This is a genomic window from Neisseriaceae bacterium, assembly GCA_016864895.1.
Taxonomy (GTDB): domain Bacteria; phylum Pseudomonadota; class Gammaproteobacteria; order Burkholderiales; family Neisseriaceae; genus QFNR01.
In genome coordinates, this window is sequence record CP046107.1 from 411,779 (window position 1) to 435,733 (window position 23,955).

Genomic DNA, 23,955 nt, shown 5'->3' on the forward strand with positions numbered 1-23,955 from the left:
CATTTTGTTTACGATAAATATAATTTCTCAAATCTTTAGTACATTAATAATAAATTTATACTCTAACCATAACAATCTTTTTTAATTTGTCAACTCATTTAAAAACACATTTAATTCATCAAACATATGGTATCATGCTGTTCGAAAAAACTTGTCTACTATTCGAGTATCTCAACTTTAACTTTAGCAACACCTTTGGAAACGAACCCCAACTCTTGAGCGGCTACGTAAGAAACATCTAAAATTCTCTTTCCCATATATGGGCCTCTATCATTGACCTTTAAAGTAACCCTTTTATTATTTTTTAAATTAGTCACTCTAATTTTAGTATTCAAAGGCAATTTTTTATGTGCAGCTGTCATCTTATACATATCATATATTTCACCTGAAGCAGTACGTCTACCATGAAAGGATTTCCCATACCAAGAAGCTAAACCTGTTTGTTCAAATTTAACAACCTGTTCTTTCTGAAATTTAGAGGCTGTACTATTCATCAAAATATCGTCTACTACCTGTTTATTTTTAATGATCCTAGCCCCCAACTGCTTAAAATTAGATGATTGAATAACAAAATTTTTATGTCTCGTTGAATCATCATTCACAACAGGATCAAATAAATTACTAATAAAAACCTGGCTATCCAGACTTGAAGCTAATGAATGATGAATTAACAACCTACTTACTACCGCAAATACTAAAATTTTTTTCATTCAAATCCTAAAAATAAAAAAAAATTAAAAATTGCATTGTAACAAGATAATTTTTCAAAATTATCTAATTATTTTCTTGTTACTCCTCATTTTAACTTGACTACATAATTAACTCTATAGATTAACCTTCCCCCTTTGTTTTTTAATTCTTTATGGATATTAGACATTAATTTTAACTAAGCTCATATCCCTCTATACTACTGTAATTAATTACTGGATTTAAAAAACTTGTAATGTAGCGAATACACAACAATCTTGTAAATCTACAGAAAAATGAGAAGTACTACAATTATTGCCTAAAATCCAAAAAATTTCATGTATACGGACAAAAATACCTTCTGCCACCTTTTGGCTCTACCACGACAAATTAAATGTAACTTTTTTAAATTAATAAACAACATAAACGAGCAGATAAGATACAAAGATCCTCCTGATGAACTATCTGATTCCTCTAGTGCATGAAAAGGTGGATAATCATTACTTCTGTCATTCAGATAACCAAGGTTACAACCCGGGTATTTGTAAATTTATGACATAAGCTGCCATTTGCTATTTTATTTAAATTACTTTGTGGTCTATTATTGTTTAATATACAAATGAGAGAAAAAATATAGCATAATCGGACATGATATTCAGTAAGTCATTGCCAATAGCGTTATACTATTACCATTGCTATTTGACAAAAGACATAAACTAAAAAAACAAAGGTACTTAAGTACTCCATTGATTTAGAATCACCAGAGCTTATAGCTTATATTAACCCATTTACCTTGAAAGTGTGAAATGTTCCAAAAAATACTAATGCTAACCATGGTTTCATCGATCTCTATGTTAATTATAGGAATATTCATGGGTGTAGCAATTACAAATCAAATTCCTATGAATAAAGAAGTATCTTCTGTGGGGAATACTGAAGCTGGTTACATTGATCAAATAAAGTTACTTAACCAAGAAGTTATTAAACAAAGTAACATGCGACAAAATTGTGAAGCTCTTTTAAATAAACTACAAAAATAAAATTTTGTTGTTTTTGTATTTATTAAAATTGTCTCTTAATTTATTAATTGAATTTTGTCTATTGATTGTTGTAAATTCCAAAAGTTGGCATACGTCTTAGAATGGCTTAATAGATGATCATGTTTCCCACTTTCCAGGACTGTACCATTGTCTAGAACAATAATATTATCAGCACCACTAATTGTGGTTAAACGATGAGAAATCACTATTACGGTTTTATTTTTTACTAATTCTGTGACTGCGCTTTGCACTGCAAGTTCATTTTCAACATCCAAAGAGGCTGTAGGCTCATCTAATACCACTATGGGAGAATTTTTTAATAAAGCACGAGCGATAGAAATTCTTTGTTTTTCTCCACCTGAAAAATTGTTTCCATTATCACTGACTATAGTATCATAGCCATCTGGTAATCTAGTGATAAAAGAATGGCATTGTGCTAGCTTAGCCACCTGATAAATTTCTTCCTCAGTAGCATCAGACCTACCCATCCTAATATTGTTATATATAGTATCATTAAATAAATAGACATCCTGAAATACAACCGTTATTAAGCTCATTAAATATTCTATAGGCATTTCTCTAATATCTACATTTCCAATCTTAATAGATCCTTTCTGGATATCAGAAAAGCGCATTAATAAACGAATTAAAGTTGATTTACCGCACCCACTCCCACCCACTATCGCAGTCATACTTCTGTCTTGGAACTCAAGAGAAATATCATTCAAAATAATAGAGTCGTTATTTTCATAATAAAAACTAACATGTTCATATGTAATGGTATAATTTTCTGGTATTTTAATAATTCCACTAGATACTTTTTGCTTTTCTATATTCAATAAATCGGTTATATTTTTATAACCAACACCCAAAACCTCCATTACTGCTACATATAAAACTAAATTACTAAACATTTCATTAAATCGAACAAAAATGACCATCATTGTAGCTACAACAGTTGCCCCAAGAGAACCAGTTACTACCCAAACAGATCCCAGTACAATTGCAAGGTATAACCCTAACTCTATTGTTAATGCAATAATCAGATTAGGTTTCCCACCTTTCTTTTGCCCCATACACTGAATTTTATTAACTTGCTCACATAATTTTTGATATTGATTAAGATTATTTGATATGGTATTGGTCGATTTAATGATTGAGATACCCTGTATCAATTCAACCAATTCAGCATTCATTTTTTGTACTGCATTTGCTAAATAAGTAAATCCTCGATTAAATGCGGGTCTTCTCCATATATACAAACCAAAAGAAAAAGGAAAAATTGCTAATAACATCAGACCCAATCTCCAATCTATAAAAAACATTACTATAGTTACAACCACTGGAACAGTCACTGAAAAAATAATTAATGAAGTAATCGTAGAGGTGTAACTAATAGCCTCTTCAACATTTCCTAAAAAAATGGCATTTAGTTCTCCTGATCGTCTTTGGTGTAATTTTTCTAACGGTATTTTTCTTAAATGATCACCCAATTCTAAGCGTAGATCCGTACCAGCTTTAACACTATATCCATCCATATCATAATTAAGGGACAAGAATCTAAAAACTAAACTCAAAATACCCAAAATTAATGTCATAACCAAATATTCGACTAAATTTTTATAGTCTAGCCATTGGATGGCATCAAATACCGGATACAAACTAGTCAATAAAATAGCTAATAACAGCGCTGAAATAAAATTGTATATGAACGTTAATTTCAATTTTCTTTGATACTGCCCACTTGCTTTAATAACTTGACTAAAGGTTTCCTTACTCAAATTTATATTTTGAAGTAATTTTTTCATAAAAATCCTTATTCTCTTAGTAGTTGCCAAGATTGAGCTTTATCATATGCCTGCCACAGTTTATAATAATGCTGTCCTAGATCTAATAAATCTTGATGTTGTCCCTGCTCCACAATGCGACCTTGATCTAAAACTAATATCTGATGTGCATCTCTAATGGTAAATAACCTATGGGCTATCATGATAACAGTTTTATTTTTAATTAATTGAGAAATTGCTTTGATCAATAAAGCTTCATTTTCAGGGTCAGCATGAGCTGTTGCCTCATCTAAAATTAAAATGGGTCTATTCTGTAAAAAAGCTCTTGCAATCGTGATCCTCTGCCTCTGCCCCCCAGATAAAAAAGAACCCCCTTCACCTACCAATGTATCATAGCCATTAGGCAATTTACAGATAAATTCATGAGCTTGTGCTTTTTTAGCTGCTGTAATAACATCTTTTCTATCTACATTTTGTAAGCCGTAACTGATATTATTAATAATAGAATCATAAAATAAAAAATTATCCTGAAAGACAAAGGCAATTGTGTTCATCAATTCTTCAGTAGGTATATTTTTGATATCTGTACCTCCAATTTTTATAGCCCCTACCGTAGTATCCCAAAATCTTGGTATTAAACGAGCCAACGTACTTTTACCAGAGCCAGAAGCACCAACAATTGCAGTAAATGTATTTTCTTTTATAAAAAAACTTACTTCCTCTAAGATCCAATCACTTTTATTGTCATAATACCTAAAACTCACATTATCAAACTCTATATCATGCTTTTGAATACTTTGTGGATGTTCACTAATTGACAAAGTTGGTGTAGACTCAATTTCTAAAATACGCCTTATCGATATTTTTGCTTTTTGTAAGGCATCTTGAAGGAACATAAATGGCGTAATAGTTTCAATTAAACAATTACCTATCAACAAGATAGCTAACCAATAAATAAAATCTAATTGTTGGTTTTGCCACCAATAAAAACCAAACCATAAAATTCCAATAAGCGTTGGAATGGGATTCAATAAACACATAGAAATTTTATATCCTAATCCAGCTTGTTGATACCAACCAAGCATCATAGACTGATGTTTTAATAATGAATCTTTATAACGCTTGAAAGAACTTGTCCCACTATCAAATATTTTAACAATAGGCATAGCTTGTACAAACTCGATAATTGATGCACTAATTTTTTCTCTTGAATCATTATACTCTTGCATTCTATCTTGGATATTAGGTAACGAAATTCTAGCAATAATGACAATGATCATTACTAAAATGATTAAGAATAGTGTTAATTTCCAACTTAAAAATAATAAGGTAGTAACAATTAAAATAGGTGCTATCACTGCTCTTGCCATTAAAGGTGGGGCATCTGCTACATAAGCATGAATGCCTTTCACATCGTCTTGTAAAACTTTAATAAGTGTTCCTTGCCCCAATCGATAAATTTCACCCAGAGGCATCTTGGCAATATGTTGTGTTAAACGTGAGCGCAATAAAAGTTCTAAATCATAAGAAGCAAAATGTGAAATGTCTACTGATTTTAATCTCGTATACATACTGACTAAGTTTAAAATTAATACAACAAGCAATAATGAAATAAATAGGTTGAATGTAATATTCCCTGAAATTAAAACTTTTGCTAAAAGTGCCATACTCATCAAAGAAGAAATATTAGCCACTACTGAAATACAGCTTAATATAATTGAAATATTAATTTTTGATCGTACTGGTTCGGTGATTGACTTGATGTCTTTTTTACCCATAATTAGAAGTTTTAAACTATAATGATAATTCTTATCATTATAGTTTAAGGTTATCAATGTTGCTATACTAAAATAAAATTTCTTATTAAAGATCTCTGAACAAAGTGTTAATCAAAACAACTCAGCTCAGTCATGTTTGAATTCTAATACTTAGTAATATGAGTATCCCCCCAGCAATTACCCTAAGTTTATTCAACCAAGGGTTATCATTCTGGATTATCTAAACATAAATTGTCATTTAGTTACCTAAGGTACTAAACTAATTAGGCAAGTAACTAATTAATTATTTGGCAACAATCATATTGTATAAATCTTATATTCACCCCCCCAGTTCAAGCAACTTCTCGAATTCAACTCAAAATTGATGGAGATAGTTTAAGTTAAGCTTTTTTTTAATTTAAGCCTATTTACTTATGTCATCAAATATAAGCAGGATAATTAGAGAGTATGCCATAGTTAGGTATCAAAAAAAGTTAACAGAAGCTGTAGACTTTTTTCCCATATAGATAAATATTTGTTCTCTATAAAATTATTTACAATATTGTATTGTCAAAAACTTTATAATATTAATTATTACGCATTGTTTTTCACATAAATAAACCTCTACTGAGTAAATAATCATCATTTATGCAAATGAACTATCAATAACTTACAAAAAAAATTTACCAAGGCCAAAAAAGTTAACAACACACACTTAAGTATGTGATACATGTATTTAGTTAATGTTTTTTTACCAACACTTTTGTTTGTTAACTTTTTCTATAACAACCCAAAAGTGCGAAATTAGAATTTTTTCTAATTGTTCTTGGTGAACATATACAAAAAAAGTAAACACTCATAACAAATTGATTTAATAAAATTTGAACTAAAAAAAAGAAGTTAAAATACTATCTTTTATTTATACCTATTTTTGCAAAATAAGTTATTAATTTAAAAAACACGTATTAAAAATTCATTTAATGATAAAACATTTATTTTATTAATGAATATTTTTGTTATTTTTCCTTTTTTAATGTTCCTAAAAATAACCCAGGACACTAAATTTAACTCAATTATTTTTATAGAGAAATCTATTTTTAAAATTTCTCTACTAAAATTTTTAAAGTAAAGGCTTAAAAACTATACCTAAAATTTACCCTTAAACTAAAAAATGAGATGTAATCTCCACGAGAGTGCTACAAAATTTCCTATGGGAAGTATATAAATTTTAACAAATGTTGCACATCCTGTTCCTAAGTACTAAGGTCATTAACACAATTATTAAGAGTAATTGCTTTTTTTATCTAGTAGGAATAAAATGCGATAGATATTACATTGTGACGTGCTTGTAATATTTTAAGTAGAACACGTGCTATTGTGGATGGATGGTGCTTCGCGCATCCCACTGAAATACAGACTCACCGAGATCAATTAAGTTTTGGTGTGAATGTTTTAAAGATTCTTGTGCTTTAAAATAGTAAAGATTAAAAAAACAAAAAATTGAAACAATTTTTAATTTCCTAAAAATTAAAACTAATTCTTACAGAAAGAACATTTATGCAATCAAAATACTACGGAAAATCTTTAATTTCATATTGTATTTCATTAATACTATTGCCATTCATTTGTATCCCAGTATATGTAGCTGCACATATTATTACCGAATATATTATTACCGAATATTTTGTTGACAGCGATGATAATAAAAAAGTGCTTACTGAGAAAAAAACAACTCAAAAACAAAAGAATCAACATCATAAAATCGCCAAGAAAAAACAACAAAAAGAAAATGAAAAAGATACTATGTCCACAAAAGATGGATTAGCTTGGATTCTCCTATTGTTAACATACGCCTATCTGTTTTTTTCCATCAGACAGCAAAATTTATGTTTCAATGAAAAAGGTATCTACGCAAAAGTAGGTTTGCTTCCTTGGACAAAAGGGTATATGTTCTTCAGATGGCAAGATATAGAAAGAGTCGGTTTTACTCAAGGGCCACTTGGATTTTTATTTGCTTCCTCTCATGTACATATCGTAAGAAGATACAGTGGTCAAGATGTTATTTTCGAACGAATTTTCAGAGGTAAACAATTCTGCGGTGAAGCATCACATTACCTCTACAATATATTCGAAGAAGAAAAAATTAAAAACTAAAGAAAAAAGAGACAAGTCACAGCAACCCATATAGCTACATACTACCTGTCCCCTTGCCAAGTAGGTAGCTAATATTTTTGGATATCATTTTTGAACGACTCTTTCTACACTAACGCTATTAGAGTAAGTTTCGTTTGACTCATATAGGATTATAGTTGGTCTAGGTTTGTTATTTATTTAGAACAAATATAAGGGGTTAGGTAATAGATCACCCAATAGATAGATTTTCCGCTAGTTCTAAAACTTGTTGTTGTCACTATAAACTAAGAACACCTATATCTTTGAACATAGAAATTGGACTTGCCTTATGTAACACAGAGCCCCCTGATAAACAATCAATGCAGCTACAAATATTAGTGTAGTATTAGCTTTTTCAATATCGTAGGGATCTGCGATGATGTGTATAAAAATCTCCATCACAACAACATTTCTGATAGTGTTGCGACATCACAACAACATTTCTGATAGTGTTGCGACGAAAGATAGATGAAATCATTGATACTTTTAAACAAATAATGATTTTTAGTCATTCTCTTTACATTTAAGTATTCAATAGCAAAAATAATTGTTTGGTTATCTAAAGCTAGCTTGGTTTTACCATGTTCGAATTATGAGATAACCAGATCCGGTAAAAAAAGCAAAGCCCTTGACCGCATAAGCATAAGTCAAGGGCTTTATTGTAATTAGTTTGGCAGTGACCTACTTTCACATGGGTAATCCATACTATCATCGGCGCTGAGTCGTTTCACGGTCCTGTTCGAGATGGGAAGGGGTGGAGCCAACTCGCTATGACCACCAAACAATCTTGTTTTATATTCTCTATTTTTTATTCTTTATTACTACTTATCTTCTTATCTTTAATCAAGAAGCCTCTATCTTAATCACTATATCTCCGTTACATTAACCTTCATCATCTGAAGTCCTTCAAATGATAGAATCAAGCCTCACGAGCAATTAGTATCGGTTAGCTTCATGCGTTACCGCACTTACACACCCGACCTATCAACGTCATAGTCTCTAACGTCTCTTTAGGGAGATTATATCTCCAGGGAAGTCTCATCTTCAGGCGAGCTTCACGCTTAGATGCTTTCAGCGTTTATCTCTTCCAAACTTAGCTACCCGGCTATGCCACTGGCGTGACAACCGGTACACCAGAGGTTTGTTCACTCCGGTCCTCTCGTACTAGGAGCAACCCCCGTCAAACTTCCAACGCCCACTGCAGATAGGGACCAAACTGTCTCACGACGTTCTAAACCCAGCTCACGTACCACTTTAAATGGCGAACAGCCATACCCTTGGGACCAACTACAGCCCCAGGATGTGATGAGCCGACATCGAGGTGCCAAACTCCGCCGTCGATATGAACTCTTGGGCGGAATCAGCCTGTTATCCCCGGAGTACCTTTTATCCGTTGAGCGATGGCCCTTCCATTCAGAACCACCGGATCACTATGTCCTGCTTTCGCACCTGCTCGACTTGTCAGTCTCGCAGTTAAGCTACCTTATGCCATTATACTATCAGTCCGATTTCCGACCGGACCTAGGTAACCTTCGAACTCCTCCGTTACGCTTTAGGAGGAGACCGCCCCAGTCAAACTGCCTACCATGCACGGTCCTTAATCTCGATTCAGAGACCTAAGTTAGAACCTCAAAGTTATAAGGGTGGTATTTCACCAATGGCTCCATAACAACTAGCGTCATTATTTCTTAGCCTCCCACCTATCCTACACATACAACTTCAAAGTCCAATGCAAAGCTACAGTAAAGGTTCACGGGGTCTTTCCGTCTAGCAGCGGGTAGATTGCATCTTCACAACCACTTCAACTTCGCTGAGTCTCAGGAGGAGACAGTGTGGCCATCGTTACGCCATTCGTGCAGGTCGGAACTTACCCGACAAGGAATTTCGCTACCTTAGGACCGTTATAGTTACGGCCGCCGTTTACTGGGACTTCAATCAAGAGCTCTCACCCCATCATTTAATCTTCCAGCACCGGGCAGGCGTCACACCCTATACGTCCACTTTCGTGTTTGCAGAGTGCTGTGTTTTTAGTAAACAGTCGCAGCCACCGATTCTCTGCGGCCCCCTTCTGCTCCGAGCGCAGGCTCTTCACATACCAAGGGCACACCTTCTCCCGAAGTTACGGTGTCATTTTGCCGAGTTCCTTCTCCTGAGTTCTCTCAAGCGCCTTAGAATTTTCTTCCTGCCCACCTGTGTCGGTTTGCGGTACGGTTCATTTATAGCTATGCTTAGTGGCTTTTCCTGGAAGCAGGGTATCAGTTACTTCGGACCCGTAAGTCCTCGTCATCACACCTCAGTATTGAACACCCGGATTTGCCTAAGTGTCCTACCTACATGCTTAAACAACCTATTCCAACAGGTTGATAACCTAACCTTCTCCGTCCCCACATCGCACTATAAATAAGTACGGGAATATTAACCCGTTTCCCATCGATTACGCATTTCTGCCTCACCTTAGGGGCCGACTCACCCTACGCCGATTAACGTTGCGTAGGAAACCTTGGGCTTTCGGCGAACGAGCTTTTCACTCGTTTTATCGCTACTCATGTCAACATTCGCACTTCTGATACCTCCAGCACATTTCTCAATGCACCTTCTTCGGCCTACAGAACGCTCCCCTACCATACATACTTACGTATATATCCGCAGCTTCGGTTATCAGTTTGAGCCCCGTTACATCTTCCGCGCAAGACGACTCGACTAGTGAGCTATTACGCTTTCTTTAAATGATGGCTGCTTCTAAGCCAACATCCTAGCTGTCTATGCCTTCTCACTTCGTTTTCCACTTAACTGATCATTCGGGACCTTAGCTGGCGGTCTGGGTTGTTTCCCTCTCGACACCGGACGTTAGCACCCGATGTCTGTCTCCTAAGAATTTACTTCACGGTATTCTGAGTTTGCCATGGGTTGGTAAGTCGCAATGACCCCCTAGCCATAACAGTGCTTTACCCCCGTGAGTATGCTCTTAAGGCACTACCTAAATAGTTTTCGGGGAGAACCAGCTATCTCCGAGTTTGTTTGGCCTTTCACCCCTATCCACACCTCATCCTCTAATTTTGCAACATTAGTAGGTTCGGACCTCCAGTCAGTGTTACCTAACCTTCATCCTGGACATGGATAGATCACTCGGTTTCGGGTCTACACCCAGCAACTATCGCCCTATTAAGACTCGGTTTCCCTACGCCTCCCCTATCCGGTTAAGCTCGCTACTGAATGTAAGTCGTTGACCCATTATACAAAAGGTACGCAGTCACTACATTAAATGTAGCTCCCACTGTTTGTATGCATCAGGTTTCAGGTTCTTTTCACTCCCTCCCGGGGTTCTTTTCACCTTTCCCTCACGGTACTAGTTCACTATCGGTCGATGATGAGTATTTAGCCTTGGAGGATGGTCCCCCCATCTTCAAGCAGGATTCCTCGTGTCCCGCCCTACTTCTCGTATACTTAGTACCATTAGCAATCTTTCAAATACGGGGCTTTCACCCTCTATGGCCAACTTTCCCAAGTTGTTCTCCTAAATCACTAATTATCATATACAGGCTCCTCCGCTTTCGCTCGCCACTACTTACGGAATCTCGGTTGATTTCTTTTCCTCTAGGTACTTAGATGGTTCAGTTCCCTAGGTTCGCTTCTTTAACCTATGTATTCAGTTAAAAATGCCTAGTTAATACTAGGCGGGTTTCCCCATTCGGATATCTCCGGATCAATGCTTATTGCCAACTCCCCGAAGCTTTTCGCAGACTATCACGTCCTTCTTCGCCTATCATCGCCAAGGCATCCACCTGATGCACTTAAATCACTTGACTCTATCATTTCAAGAACCTCTGACTTCATATTACCACCGTTGACTAGCAATAATACTTAAGCTCCCTACTCTAATAAAGATTAATGCTCAATTTATAAGGCCTCTTGTCCCCCTTATAAATCTCTTCTTTTAGATACAATCATTACCCAATTATTCGTCGTATCGTCATATCTCACCAATATTCAATATCACTTTACAACTCTATTCATTGTGTTTGATTTCGGCTTCTCAATTGTTAAAGATCATTCGTAATAATACGAGAAAGAAAAACATTATATCCAACTATTATCTACTTTGCAACTACCTTTTGTGGAAATTTCACTATATTTAAGAATATTTATAAAATTTAACCTAATTGTCTAGATGATAAAAATAACGGCAACTAAACATATAAATAAAATGAGCGCTCAAGGTATTCTTATAGAATTTCTCAAACTGTTTACATATCCATAAAAATTTTAAATAGTTTATAGTTGGTTCAAAATCTTACAAGCTGGTTGACCACCTCTTTTACACGCTTGTTTGAATAATTTTTTAGCATTGATATATGATTTCTCAACACCTTTTCCTGTCAAATACATTATGCCAAGGTTATATAACGCATCTGGCTCACCTTTAGCCGACACCTTCCTCCAAAGCTCTACTGCTTTTTTATAATCCTGAGGAACACCTTCCCCTGTTGCATATAAATTCCCCAAATTATACATAGCATCCAATTGATCCTGTTTGGCTGCTATTTCATAATACCTTATTGCTTTTTGTAAGTTTTTTTCTACTCCTAACCCCTCATGATGTAAAAAACCTAAACTATATATCGCTTGTGTATTGCCTTGAGCTGCTGATTTTTCAAACCATTCTTTTGCTTTTTTATAGCCATCTTCAGTACCAAATTTAGTATATGTAATTCCTAAATTTAATTCACCATCAGAATTCCCCTGCAAAGCTGCTTTCTCAAACCATTGAAAAGCTTTTTGAATATCTTGAGGAAAACCATGCTTACCATTCACATAGTATAACCCTAACAATACCTGAGCCTTTGCATCCCCTTGGACTGCCGCTTGCTCAACCTTTTTATAATCATAATCATTAGCACAACCAAACAACCCTAAGAATGAAAAGAACATCATCCAGACCAAAAAAACTTTCATACTTCTCTAAACTCACATTGAAACAGAACCTGATAAATCAGTTACCAGCATATACACTGCAGAGATTTTAACTATTAATTTATACGTAAAAATAGTATTTTTCTATTGATATAAATAATTTCGAACACACTACACAAAACTCGGTTGATTGCAAAAAGCTCGTGCTAAATTAATTCACTCCGTTATATTCAATTACTTTATTTAATCAAACTCATCCATAGATAAACCATAGGTAACCACATGAATATTATAACGAAATATCTAATCAGTCACAAGCTTTGATTATAATCAACCCTACACCTTAGTTCATAACCTTATTTTATTATTTAATCCAGATGATCAGACAAAGACATTAAACTTGCATTACCTCCAGCTGCAGTAGTGTTAACACTAACTGAAATCTCATGATACAATGGCAAGAAATCAAAATGTTTGCTCATATCAATAATTTTAAGAATAGATCCTTCATATTGACTTAAACTCACCTGTATCTCCCTTGATAACCGACTACTAACAACAACATGTTGATATGAAGCTTGATAAATATCTCGTATGATGTTTAACCCTAGACTACGAAGTAACTCATAATATTGAGAAAGAATATTGTTCTCTAAGATAAAAACATTAACCCCCAATAGCGCAAGATTACAGAAAATAACTAATAATCGATCTATCTGATCGCCCAACAACAATACACTCTCAGGTACTCGATAAGTCAAATAATTATCTTCACCTGTTGGACCGGTCAGATCAACTCTACATCCTATCAACTGATTCTGATTCAGTAGTTTTTCAACGTTATTGACAATAAAAGATTTCATGTCGTCTTCTATGGGTAAAGACATAACTGTGTCTAATACAGACTTAAATCGGGAGTTATTATTATCAAATTCGCCCTTAACTGGGGGAAATTCCCAAGGTGATAATTCTGCGATTTTTTGTAAATAAAAAGCCCCACCTGCTTTAGGACCTGTCCCAGATAAACCATGACCACCAAAAGGTTGGACACCTACCACGGCACCTACAATATTTCGATTAACATAAATATTACCCGCCTGTATTCTCTCAATAATATTAGCTATTTGACTATCAATACGGCTATGGATACCATGAGTCAAAGCATAACCCTTAGCATTAATATTTTGAATCAAGGTGTTTAACTCTTCTCTTTTGAAGCGAATAACGTGCAATACCGGACCAAAAACTTCTTGCTTCAACTCATTTAAATTCTTGAGCTCAACCAAAGTAGGGGGCACAAAAGTACCCTTTAGCCTCTCATCTAATTGGAGACTATAGCTATTGACTGCTGACATTTTAATCTTTTCAATATGAGATAATAAATTATTCTGTGCTTCTTTATCAATAACTGCTCCAATATCCGTATCCAACTCAAGTGGATTACCAACTTTCAACTCCTTCATTGCACCAATTAACATTTCAATGGTTTTATCTGCTATTTCGTTTTGTAAACATAATATTCTTAAAGCAGAACAACGCTGTCCTGCAGAATCAAAAGCAGAATTGAGAACATCTAAAACCACTTGTTCTGTCAAAGCACTACTATCCACAATCATAGCATTTTGCCCACCAGTTTCTGCAATTAATATCGGATTGTCTATATTTCTGGCCAAAGACTTATTAATTAAATGTGCCACTTGAGTTGAGCCCGTAAAAATAACACCTCGAATACTTGGATTTTGAGTTAAACTAGCACCAATTTCACCATCACCTAATACTAATTGTAAAACATCTTTAGGTATACCAATCTCATGCAATAACCTTACTGCATAATAGGCAATAATAGAAGTTTGTTCAGCTGGTTTAGCAATCACAGTATTACCTACTACCAATGCAGCGACTAATTCACCAATAAAAATTGCTAATGGGAAATTCCATGGACTAATTGCTATCAGTGTACCTAATGGCGAAGGTGTGTTAAATGTCAAATTTTCTACTTCATCTGCATAATAACGACAAAAATCTATTGCCTCTCTAATTTCTGCTATAGCATTTGGATAAGTCTTGCCAGCCTCACGTACCGCTAGCACAATAAAAAAATGTATCTTTTCTTCTAGCTTCAAAGCAAAGGAACGTAAATACTCAGCTCTATCTTTTATTGGGGTTTGTGACCATTTTTTTTGAGCTAGCTGTGCAATACGTACAACATCACCGACGTATTCTTGTTTTAAATAACTTATTTCTCCCAATTTATCCTGATGCCAACTAGGATTTAATACCTCTTTAGCTGATTCATGAATTTCTTGCTCATCAGGTAAAGCAGTTAAGGAACATACTTTGAAATATAAAGAACTGTACTCATTTACTTTATTTTCTAAACTACTCAAAACTTGTTCATTTGACAGATCTAAACCACATGAATTAAGACGTTTAGGGTACAAATCTCTCGGCAATTTCAATGCAGGATGACTCTTTCCTTGATATTGTTTTGATATATCAATAGGGCATTGAAGCAAATCATCAATAGAGATATTTTTATCCATGATCTGATTAACAAAAGAAGTGTTAGCTCCATTTTCTAATAGACGACGAACTAAATAAGCCAAGAGAGTTTCATGTGTCCCCACTGGGGCATATACTCGAACTTGCTTTTTCCATTGATCATCCCCAACAACCTGATCGTATAAAGTCTCACCCATTCCATGTAAACATTGGAACTCATAGTCTAAACCTTTACCAAACTCAAAAATAGCAGATGCTGTATAAGCATTATGTGTTGCAAATTGAGGGTAAATCTCATCCTGATACTGTAACAATTTTTTAGCACATACTAGATAAGAAAGATCAGTGTAAGCTTTTCTTGTATAAACTGGGAAACCCTCCAACCCCTCGACCTGTGAAACTTTAATCTCACTATCCCAATAAGCTCCTTTCACTAAACGAACCATGAACCTTTTATGACTTCTTTTAGCTAAATCAACCAAATAATCAATCACATAAGGGCAACGTTTCTGATATGCTTGAACAACTATACCTATACCTTGAAACCCTTCCAAGTCTGGATCAAACGCTAGTTCCTCAATAATATCTAATGACAAATCCAGACGATTAGCCTCTTCTGCATCAATATTTAAACCAATGTCATACTGCTTTGCTAATAAAAATAATTCTTTTAGTCTAGGTAACAATTCTGACATAACTCGTCGATACTGAGAACGTTGATAACGTGGATGAATTGCAGATAGTTTGACTGAAATACCATTCGCATCATACACTCCCCTTCCTGTAGCATCTTTTCCAATTTTATAAATAGCATTTACATAATCTTGGAAATATCTTTGTGCATCCTGTTGTGTAAGTGCTGCTTCACCAAGCATATCGAAAGAGTAACGATAACCTCTTGATTCACGTTTTTTAGCATTTTGTAAAGCCTCATCAATACTTTCCCCTGTTACAAATTGTTTTCCTAATAAACGCATACCAAAATGAATTCCTTTACGAATTAAAGGCTCACCGCCTTTATTAAGAACTCGGAATAAAGCTGATTTAAGATTTTTTTCCTTATAATCTTGAGTTAGTTTACCTGTGAACAACAACCCCCAAGCCGCAGCATTCACAAAGATAGAATCACTATTGTTAATATGGCTCATCCAATTCGGATGACTCAATTTATCTTTAATCAATAGATCCTGAGTCTTTTTATCCGGAATTCGCAACAAAGCTTCCGCCAAACACATTAATGCAACCCCCTCCTCATTTGAAAGAGAAAACTCATGCATTAATGCATCCACACCACTAGATTTTACACGTTCAGATCGCACTCTTTGGATCAATCGTCTTGCATTATCCGCGATTCTCTGACGTTCAGATGAAGATAGTTGAATTTGACTAAGTAAGTATTTTACTGCTTCATCTTCATCCCTTCGATAAGCTTCAGTAATAATTTGACGTAACTTTGGTTTTTTGTGTGTAAAACTTACCATTACAAGATCCCTCATATATTTTTATTTTTATTTTTATTCATTATTTAAAAGATTGCTGGCGAAACAGCGCTATCGCTTTTTCAAAATTCTTCTGGTTATTTTGACATGAATATCTTTGAGTCAACAAAGAAACTACAACTATCGCCATTGACGAAAAAATAAAGCCTGGAATAATCTCATAGATATCACTATTCAAACAGTTTTTCCAAGCAATTACAGTTACTGCACCCACCACTATGCCAGCTAGAGCACCAAATAGGTTAGTCTTTCTCCAATATAGTGAAAAAATAATTAATGGACCAAATGCACAACCAAATCCTGCCCATGCATATGAAACCAAATCCAACACCCCACTATTAGGATTTTGAGCTATAAAAATTGCTATCAATGCGACTGCAACAACCATTAACCTTCCAATCCACACTAGCTCAAGCTGTACTGCACTCTTACGAATGTATCCTTTATAAAGATCCTCAGCAATAGCACTAGAACATATTAGCAGCTGACAACTTAATGTACTCATAATAGCTGCCAATATGGCTGATAATAGAAATCCTGCTACCCATGGATTAAATAATTTTTTAGATAATTCAATAAACACCTGTTCTGTATCTTTTTGTACCACTCCTGCCAATTCTGGAAAATGATAAAAATAACCAATACCTATGTACGCAATAAGTACAGAACCAGCCAAGCAAGTAACCATCCAAAAGATCCCAATCCTACGAGCACTTTTCAGAGAATGAATGGACTTAGCAGCCATAAATCTAGCTAGAATATGTGGTTGACCAAAATAACCCAGTCCCCACGCAAGCAAACTCAAAATTGCAATCCAAGAACGGTCTCCAAATAAACTAGTGTAATCAATACTTCTTTCCACTCCTGCTGCATAAATAATTTCTTGTGTTCTTCCCCAACCGCTAAGTTCAATAATACCCATTACCGGTACCAGAATTAAGGCAAAGAACATCATACTGCCCTGGATCGTATCAGACCAACTGACCGCTAAAAACCCACCAATAAACGTATAAGAAATTGTTGCTAATGCAGCTATCCACAGAGAAGTATGGTAATCAAGTCCAAAAACATTTTGGAATAACCTTGCACCAGCTACCATACCTGAAGAGCAATAGATGGTGAAAAAAAATAAAATAATCAGAGCAGAAATAACTTTTAAGAATCTAGAACCAAATCGATGTTGAAAGAATTCTGGTAGTGTTAACGAGTTACCAAATACTTCAGTAAATCCTCTCAACCTACCCGAAATAAACAACCAATTCAAATATGCTCCTACAACTAAACCAATAGCAATCCATGCATCAACTAATCCAGACAAGTAAACAGTACCGGGTAGCCCCATCAACAACCAACCTGACATATCAGAAGCTCCAGCTGATAAAGCAGTCACAAAGCTACCTAATCTTCTGCCTCCAAGTATATAGTCTGAGATATTATTAGTATAGAAAAATGCTAAAATGCCGATAGATAACATCATAACAATATAGACAACAAAAGTAACAGTAGTTGGATCAAAACGCACCATTATTCCCCCTCTAAAGTTTAATTTACAAAATTAAAGTAGTATCATTATTATTGGACAGATTATTAACTTGATTAGATGCCTAAAATCAACATCTATATTTGTCATTACAAAGGCAAATTACCTAAATCCCCTCAATAAAGGTAATTTTCCGACCTTCACAATTAAGTTTTCCAAAAAATTAATACATAAAATCAATATAAAATTAAGTGAACTACCCGTAAACTACTCCCTCTAAACAGTAACCGAATAGAGACCTATGGAGAGCACTTCGTACGACTCATACTGAACATGACCAACGTCCTTTGCTATTCTACCATTGCTCAACAATCAGTCTGGTGATGGATGAATTCTTTACGTACCTTGTAGCACCTACGACACAACATAAAGCAAATGCTCTATATATGTGACACACACTATAACAAAAAATTGTCTGAAAATCAATTTTAGACCCTATATAGTATTGCAACTATTGACCATCCATCTGTATCTTAATATCACCCCAAAATAGAGAATAATGTAATTATTCATCGAATATATCAAACATTTATGATAATCCATCAAATGGATCTCATTAAAAAATAAGGTACTAAGATTGATTTATGGGGTAAGATTATACATTAATTTACGTAGTATTTAATTCTTATTTTCAGTAAACACAATAAAAAATTATATAGAACTGTCAACAGTAACGAGGTTGAAGAAAAATACAAAAAAGCTGCAATCAAAATTAATAATCATCACTTCAAATTTGATGATAAATTTCTCCAACATGATTATGAATAGAGCCATAAATTTAAGATTATCTATCGATAAATACTCAAAACAAACAACGGAAAATAATTATGCCAACAGAACAACTCACTCGAAATATTCATATCATCACCCAAGATCATCTAAACCAACGGGCATTTGCTGGTTGTGATATTTTAATTGCTTACCAAGGCAAAATTTTATATCATCAATCGCATGGTTGGGCTCAACTTTATAATGAAGAAGGTAGATTAGCCAACCCTCGACCATTAGACAAACTAAATAATTTGTTCGATATTGCTTCTATGACTAAGGTTATAGCAACCACTCAGGCCATGATGCTATTGCTCGATCAAAAATTATACCGGTTACAAGACTCAATTTATCGCTATCTACCAGAACTTAACAAAATAGGTCGAGATATTAATATTCGTCAATTACTCACCCACTCTTCTGGTCTTCCTGCTTGGAAACCTATCTATTACCATGCTAAAAAAAAATCTGATATCTTGCAATTTATTAATGAGTTACCTTTAATCTATCCTCGAGATACCAAATCAATATATAGTGATTTCTCCTTTATTTTACTAGGTTATATTATTGAAAACATTACCTATACTCCACTGCACGAATTTATCGAAAAATATATTTTCCAAGCTTTAGATATGCAGTTTACTTTATATCTTCCATTAAGATATTATTCTCCAAATCAAATAGTTGCTACTTCACATGGTAATCCTTATGAGATGAAAATAATTCGAGACAACCAATTGAATTTTTTGTGTACAAAAAAATTCAATGATTTTTTAGCTTGGCGTAAAAAAACTTTGATAGGTCAAGTCAATGATGGGAATGCTTTTTATGCCATGCAAGGAGTATCAGGCCATGCAGGTGTTTTTTCTACTGCTCGAGATCTATTTTTGTTAGGAGAATTAATTATTAATCAAGGAAGCTATCAAAATACAACTTTATATCAAGAAAATATTGCCCATCAATTCACTCAAGCGTATTTCCCACATCGCGCCTTGGGTTGGGAAGTTAATCGTCCCAGCTATATGGGAGACCTAAGCAGTCAACAAACCATTGGCCATACGGGATTCACTGGAGCACAAGTTATATATGATCTAAAACAACATCTACAAATCATTATTCTCACTAACCGTCAAAATATGGGTGTACAAAGAGATGGGACATACCGCTCAACACAACCTTACAGCAAGGCTATCGCTAATTGTGTAGCACAACTGATTCATTCCTAACCCACAGACATACCTGGCTTAGCACCACTGTCTACATCTAATAAAAATAGCTGATTATCTCCTGCTGCAGATAATATCATGCCTTCCGACATACCAAATTCTGCTATTTTACGTGGCTTAAAGTTCACCACTGCTATCACCATTCGACCTACTAGCTCATCCGGATCTTGATAACTAGTCGCAATACCTGAAAAGATTATTTTTTTTACACCACCACCTAAATCTAACTGGAATTTTAATAACTTATGACTTCCTTCGACTTTTTCACAGGCTAAAACTTTAGCAACTCTCATATCAACTTTAGCAAAATCACTAAAACTACATTCTGGCTTAAAATGATTATTATGATTCGTGATCTCTGCCAAATTGATATTATTTTGCATACTCTTTTTATTGCGTTCAATAAGATGAGCTACTTGCTTAGGCTCAACACGATAAACCATATGCTGATAAGCATTTATTCTTAAATGCTCTGATGGTTGATAAATATCACCCCAATCCAAAGAATCCAAATTCAAAAACTGCCTTACCTTTTGTGCTATTTGGGGCAAAATAGGCGCCAAATAAATAGTAAGTATCTTAAATGCATAAATTAACTCACTACATATTTGGTGTAATCGTACAGCTTGCTCTTTGATTTTCGCTAACTCCCACGGTTTGTTTTGATCTACATACGCATTCACTTGATCCGCTAATGCCATAATTTTTTTTACAACTATCGCATATTCCCTATTTTCATAGTGTTGTGCAATCATCTCACTTTCTTGTTGTAATGCCTGAACTAATTCAGATGAGCCAACTTCTAAAATACAACCATTAAATATTCTTTGGATAAATCCAGAAGCACGTGCAGCAATATTAATATATTTTCCCACCAAATCACTATTCACTCTCGCAATAAAATCTTGTAAGTTCAAATCAATATCTTCAATCCTACTATTTAGTTTAGTTGCAATATAATAACGCATCCATTCTGGATTTAAGCCTTCATCTAAATATGATCTCGCTGTAATAAAAGTACCTCGAGATTTAGACATTTTTTGTCCATCCACTGTTAAAAAACCATGTGCATAAACGGCAGTCGGTTGTCGATAAGTAGAGTATTTTAATACTGCAGGCCAAAATAAAGCATGAAAGTATAAAATATCCTTACCAATAAAATGGTACAACTCTGTTGTACTATCCACCTTGAAGTACTCATCAAAATCTATACTAATTCGTTCGCATAGATTCAAGAATGAAGCCATATAACCAATGGGAGCGTCTAGCCAAACATAAAAATATTTTCCTGGGGCATTGGGGATTTCAAAACCAAAATAAGGTGCATCACGTGTAATATCCCAATCTTGTAAGTCCCCATCTGACCATTCTTTTATTTTATTTAAAGCTTGTTTTTGCAAATGTGCTCTGATAGTACCATCAGCTAAGGTATCCTCTCCTTGAATCCAATCCTTTAAAAAGCCCTCACATTCACTCAACTTAAAGAAGAAATGTTCTGTCGCTTTTAAAATAGGCGCTACCCCAGATACAGTAGAATATGGATTAATCAATTCTCCCGAACTATATGTTCCACCACATACTTCACAATTATCTCCGTACTGATCCTGTGCATGACATTTGGGACACTCGCCTTTAACAAAGCGATCAGGTAAAAACATTTTTTTTTCTGGATCAAATAATTGCTTGATAGTTTTTTTTGTAATCTTGTTGTTTGCTTGTAAACAATTAAATATTTTATTAGAAAATTGTTTATTTTCTGGTGAATGCGTGGTGTAATAGTTATCATAGTGGATTAAAAAACCAGCAAAATCCTGTTGATGTTGTGCGTTCATTTCAGCAATCAATTCTTCTGGCTTCTTACCTTGCTTTTCCGCCGCTAACATCACAGGAGTACCATGTGTATCGTCAGCACACACGTAATAACACTCATGCCCCCGCATCTTTTGAAATCGTACCCATATATCTGTCTGAATATGTTCTATCATGTGTCCCAAATGGATATCTCCATTAGCATAAGGCAAAGCACTGGTCACCAATATTTTTCTCTTCATTCCTACTCTTCCAATTTCTAATTTATTTTCCCACAAACAATTTATTGAAAAATCTTAAATATCACTAAAGTTTTTTTTAAAATTTAAAAAGGATCCCTACAGTCCCTTCCCATCGTATATTATGCCACGTTAACTGTAGATTATTGAAAAATAAATAAAATATTTTTTCAAACTGTTCAACAATGAACTAGCTCTATGGCTAAAATAATCTTTTTCAAACACCAGCTAATGATCTACGTTGTTGATCTTTACATTAGAAACTTGTATGCAAACGTATTTTACAATGAATAGACGTACCAACCACTCTACATACCTGTGGACTTTTTAGTTTTTTGCACTACAATTTTTCGCTATACTTTTCGCTATACAAGATTAAATCTCTTATTTTATTAACACCCTAACTATTTTACAAAAACAACTTACGAATAAAGTAGCCTGATTATTACACACAACCATGCTCCAAATAACATATGGTCGGCTTATTATTTATTTGCCACTATTGGATTCAAGACATATGGAAAGCACCATTTTAACCGGCTGATTGTATCAGATTATTAAAAATTATAAAATTTAATTCGTTAGTAGAAATCCATTATAATTATTTGCCTAATTTATATAAATAGTTTACATTCAAGAAAATTTCAATTGAATTTGAGTATTAACATGAATTCTAATAGTAAAAAACTGAGTTTTGAATTTTTCCCTACTAAAACAAATGAAGGAAGACAAAAATTAGGTATCACAAGACAACAACTCAAGCAGTTTAAACCTGATTTCTTTTCGTGTACTTATGGCGCGGGGGGGAGCACACGAGCAGGTACTTTGCAAATTATTCAAGATATATTAATAGAACAAAATACACCCGCCACCCCCCATCTAGCCTGTATTGGTTCTAGTGCGCAGGAAGTTAAAGAATTAGTCGATCTGTATAAAAAAATGGGAATTCAACAAATTCTATGTTTGCGTGGAGATATTCCTTCAGGGATTGGTATAGTGGATGGCTTTACCTACGCAAGTGAACTTGTTTCTTTTATAAAAAACGAATATCAAGACACATTTAAGCTTATAGTAGCAGCCTATCCAGAAATTCACCCACAGGCAAGAAGTGCTGACGATGATATTCAAAATTTTATTCACAAGTGTAAAGTTGGTGCAGATTCTGCCATTACTCAATATTTTTATAATATCGATGCTTATTTTTATTTCTTAGATGAAATTCACGCTAAAGGTATCGATATCCCCATAGTGCCGGGTATTATGCCAATTGCTAGTTTTTCCAAACTGGCTCGTTTTTCCGATAGTTGTGGTGCAGAAATCCCACGATGGTTAAAGTTGAAGTTACAGTCCTATGCTGATGATACGGCCTCAATTAAAGCACTAGGCTTGGATTTTATCACTAATTTATGCGACCGCTTATTACAACAAGGCGCACCAGGTTTACATTTTTATACTCTTAATCAGGCAGGGTTAGTTTCCACCATCTGTGAAAGACTAGGCTATTAAACATATTACAAGTATACACATAATATCGTCAGATTAACCCTTGTACAAATGGCCAAAATGGTTACCGATTATTTATCAATTTTCTTTTTAGGTTATTTCAATTAAACGTTTTCCCATAGCTTAAATTTCAAACTATCATCAGTTTTACAGTGGCATTTTCATGCTAAAGGAACAACTACAAAAATATTTGATTGGGCGAATTATGCTTACCATTAGTGTTTTGATTGGTATATCTTGAATATACAAATCCTGTCCGATAGTCTCTTAAATGACCATCATTAAAAAATATCACTCAATGTTACACACAATATAAGCCAAAATAGCTCTCTTATTATATTATCTCAACACTATATTGTAGGCAATCTTCTATATGAGAAATACCTGTCACTATTATTCATCAATACCGTAAAACAGCAACTATATAATTTGGTTGGGAAATATCCCTATTGCTTTAAATCTATCGCTCCCCTAAATGATTTATAAATTTATAAATATTGATATTTTATATGTAT

The 23,955-nt window shown here is 34.4% G+C and carries 11 protein-coding genes and 2 rRNA genes; 4 read left to right on the forward strand and 9 right to left on the reverse strand.

The features are described from left to right. Window positions 1–158: 158 nt before the first annotated feature. The gene (locus tag GKC53_01750) at window positions 159–710 is read right to left on the reverse strand and encodes a septal ring lytic transglycosylase RlpA family protein (GenBank protein QRN40882.1); all 552 of its coding nucleotides are present in this window, start codon (window positions 708–710) and stop codon (window positions 159–161) included. An 849-nt stretch (window positions 711–1,559) separates the two neighbouring features. Between GKC53_01750 and GKC53_01755 the strand changes: the two genes are divergently transcribed. Beyond that, a complete protein-coding gene (locus GKC53_01755) occupies window positions 1,560–1,727 on the forward strand; it encodes a hypothetical protein (GenBank protein QRN40883.1) in 168 nt (55 codons plus the stop codon). 35 nt (window positions 1,728–1,762) lie between these two features. Here GKC53_01755 and GKC53_01760 read toward each other — a convergent pair whose 3' ends face one another. Together GKC53_01760 and GKC53_01765 are read right to left on the reverse strand one after the other, a co-directional pair. Continuing rightward, window positions 1,763–3,535: an ATP-binding cassette domain-containing protein gene (locus GKC53_01760; protein ID QRN40884.1), complete on the reverse strand. Its 1,773-nt coding sequence runs from the start codon at window positions 3,533–3,535 to the stop codon at window positions 1,763–1,765. A gap of 8 nt (window positions 3,536–3,543) precedes the next feature. Further along, window positions 3,544–5,292: an ATP-binding cassette domain-containing protein gene (locus GKC53_01765; protein ID QRN40885.1), complete on the reverse strand. Its 1,749-nt coding sequence runs from the start codon at window positions 5,290–5,292 to the stop codon at window positions 3,544–3,546. Window positions 5,293–6,828: 1,536 nt separating this feature from the next. Between GKC53_01765 and GKC53_01770 the strand changes: the two genes are divergently transcribed. Further along, complete coding sequence (locus tag GKC53_01770) at window positions 6,829–7,425, forward strand: hypothetical protein (protein ID QRN40886.1); 597 nt, start codon at window positions 6,829–6,831, stop codon at window positions 7,423–7,425. A gap of 686 nt (window positions 7,426–8,111) precedes the next feature. Here GKC53_01770 and rrf read toward each other — a convergent pair. From rrf to putP, 5 genes are all read right to left on the reverse strand, one after another. Then, window positions 8,112–8,225 (reverse strand): 5S ribosomal RNA (gene rrf / locus GKC53_01775). Between the two features lie 131 nt (window positions 8,226–8,356). Then, window positions 8,357–11,253, reverse strand: a 23S ribosomal RNA gene (locus GKC53_01780). A gap of 462 nt (window positions 11,254–11,715) precedes the next feature. After that, the gene (locus tag GKC53_01785; protein ID QRN40887.1) at window positions 11,716–12,396 is read right to left on the reverse strand and encodes a tetratricopeptide repeat protein; all 681 of its coding nucleotides are present in this window, start codon (window positions 12,394–12,396) and stop codon (window positions 11,716–11,718) included. 326 nt (window positions 12,397–12,722) lie between these two features. Next, a complete protein-coding gene (putA, locus tag GKC53_01790; protein QRN40888.1) occupies window positions 12,723–16,337 on the reverse strand; it encodes a bifunctional proline dehydrogenase/L-glutamate gamma-semialdehyde dehydrogenase PutA in 3,615 nt (1,204 codons plus the stop codon). Window positions 16,338–16,377: 40 nt separating this feature from the next. Beyond that, complete coding sequence (gene putP, locus GKC53_01795) at window positions 16,378–17,880, reverse strand: sodium/proline symporter PutP (protein ID QRN40889.1); 1,503 nt, start codon at window positions 17,878–17,880, stop codon at window positions 16,378–16,380. A gap of 842 nt (window positions 17,881–18,722) precedes the next feature. Here putP and GKC53_01800 point away from each other — a divergent pair. Beyond that, window positions 18,723–19,889, forward strand: coding sequence for a serine hydrolase (locus tag GKC53_01800; GenBank protein QRN40890.1), 1,167 nt, complete (start codon window positions 18,723–18,725; stop codon window positions 19,887–19,889). Here the strand turns inward: GKC53_01800 and metG are convergent. Further along, complete coding sequence (metG, locus tag GKC53_01805; GenBank protein ID QRN40891.1) at window positions 19,886–21,940, reverse strand: methionine--tRNA ligase; 2,055 nt, start codon at window positions 21,938–21,940, stop codon at window positions 19,886–19,888. The genes GKC53_01800 and metG overlap by 4 nt on opposite strands. Before the next feature lie 663 nt (window positions 21,941–22,603). Between metG and metF the strand changes: the two genes are divergently transcribed. Continuing rightward, window positions 22,604–23,443: a methylenetetrahydrofolate reductase [NAD(P)H] gene (gene metF, locus GKC53_01810; protein ID QRN40892.1), complete on the forward strand. Its 840-nt coding sequence runs from the start codon at window positions 22,604–22,606 to the stop codon at window positions 23,441–23,443. Window positions 23,444–23,955 lie beyond the last annotated feature (512 nt).

Excerpts from the sequence above, each read along its gene's own strand:
- GKC53_01760 (QRN40884.1), bottom strand. The coding sequence starts at position 3,535 with ATGAAAAAATTACTTCAAAATATAAATTTGAGTAAGGAAACCTTTAGT.
- putA (QRN40888.1), bottom strand. The coding sequence starts at position 16,337 with ATGGTAAGTTTTACACACAAAAAACCAAAGTTACGTCAAATTATTACT.
- metG (QRN40891.1), bottom strand. The coding sequence starts at position 21,940 with ATGAAGAGAAAAATATTGGTGACCAGTGCTTTGCCTTATGCTAATGGA.
- GKC53_01785 (QRN40887.1), bottom strand. The coding sequence starts at position 12,396 with ATGAAAGTTTTTTTGGTCTGGATGATGTTCTTTTCATTCTTAGGGTTG.
- GKC53_01800 (QRN40890.1), top strand. The coding sequence starts at position 18,723 with ATGCCAACAGAACAACTCACTCGAAATATTCATATCATCACCCAAGAT.
- GKC53_01770 (QRN40886.1), top strand. The coding sequence starts at position 6,829 with ATGCAATCAAAATACTACGGAAAATCTTTAATTTCATATTGTATTTCA.
- metF (QRN40892.1), top strand. The coding sequence starts at position 22,604 with ATGAATTCTAATAGTAAAAAACTGAGTTTTGAATTTTTCCCTACTAAA.
- putP (QRN40889.1), bottom strand. The coding sequence starts at position 17,880 with ATGGTGCGTTTTGATCCAACTACTGTTACTTTTGTTGTCTATATTGTT.
- GKC53_01765 (QRN40885.1), bottom strand. The coding sequence starts at position 5,292 with ATGGGTAAAAAAGACATCAAGTCAATCACCGAACCAGTACGATCAAAA.
- GKC53_01750 (QRN40882.1), bottom strand. The coding sequence starts at position 710 with ATGAAAAAAATTTTAGTATTTGCGGTAGTAAGTAGGTTGTTAATTCAT.
- GKC53_01755 (QRN40883.1), top strand. The coding sequence starts at position 1,560 with ATGGGTGTAGCAATTACAAATCAAATTCCTATGAATAAAGAAGTATCT.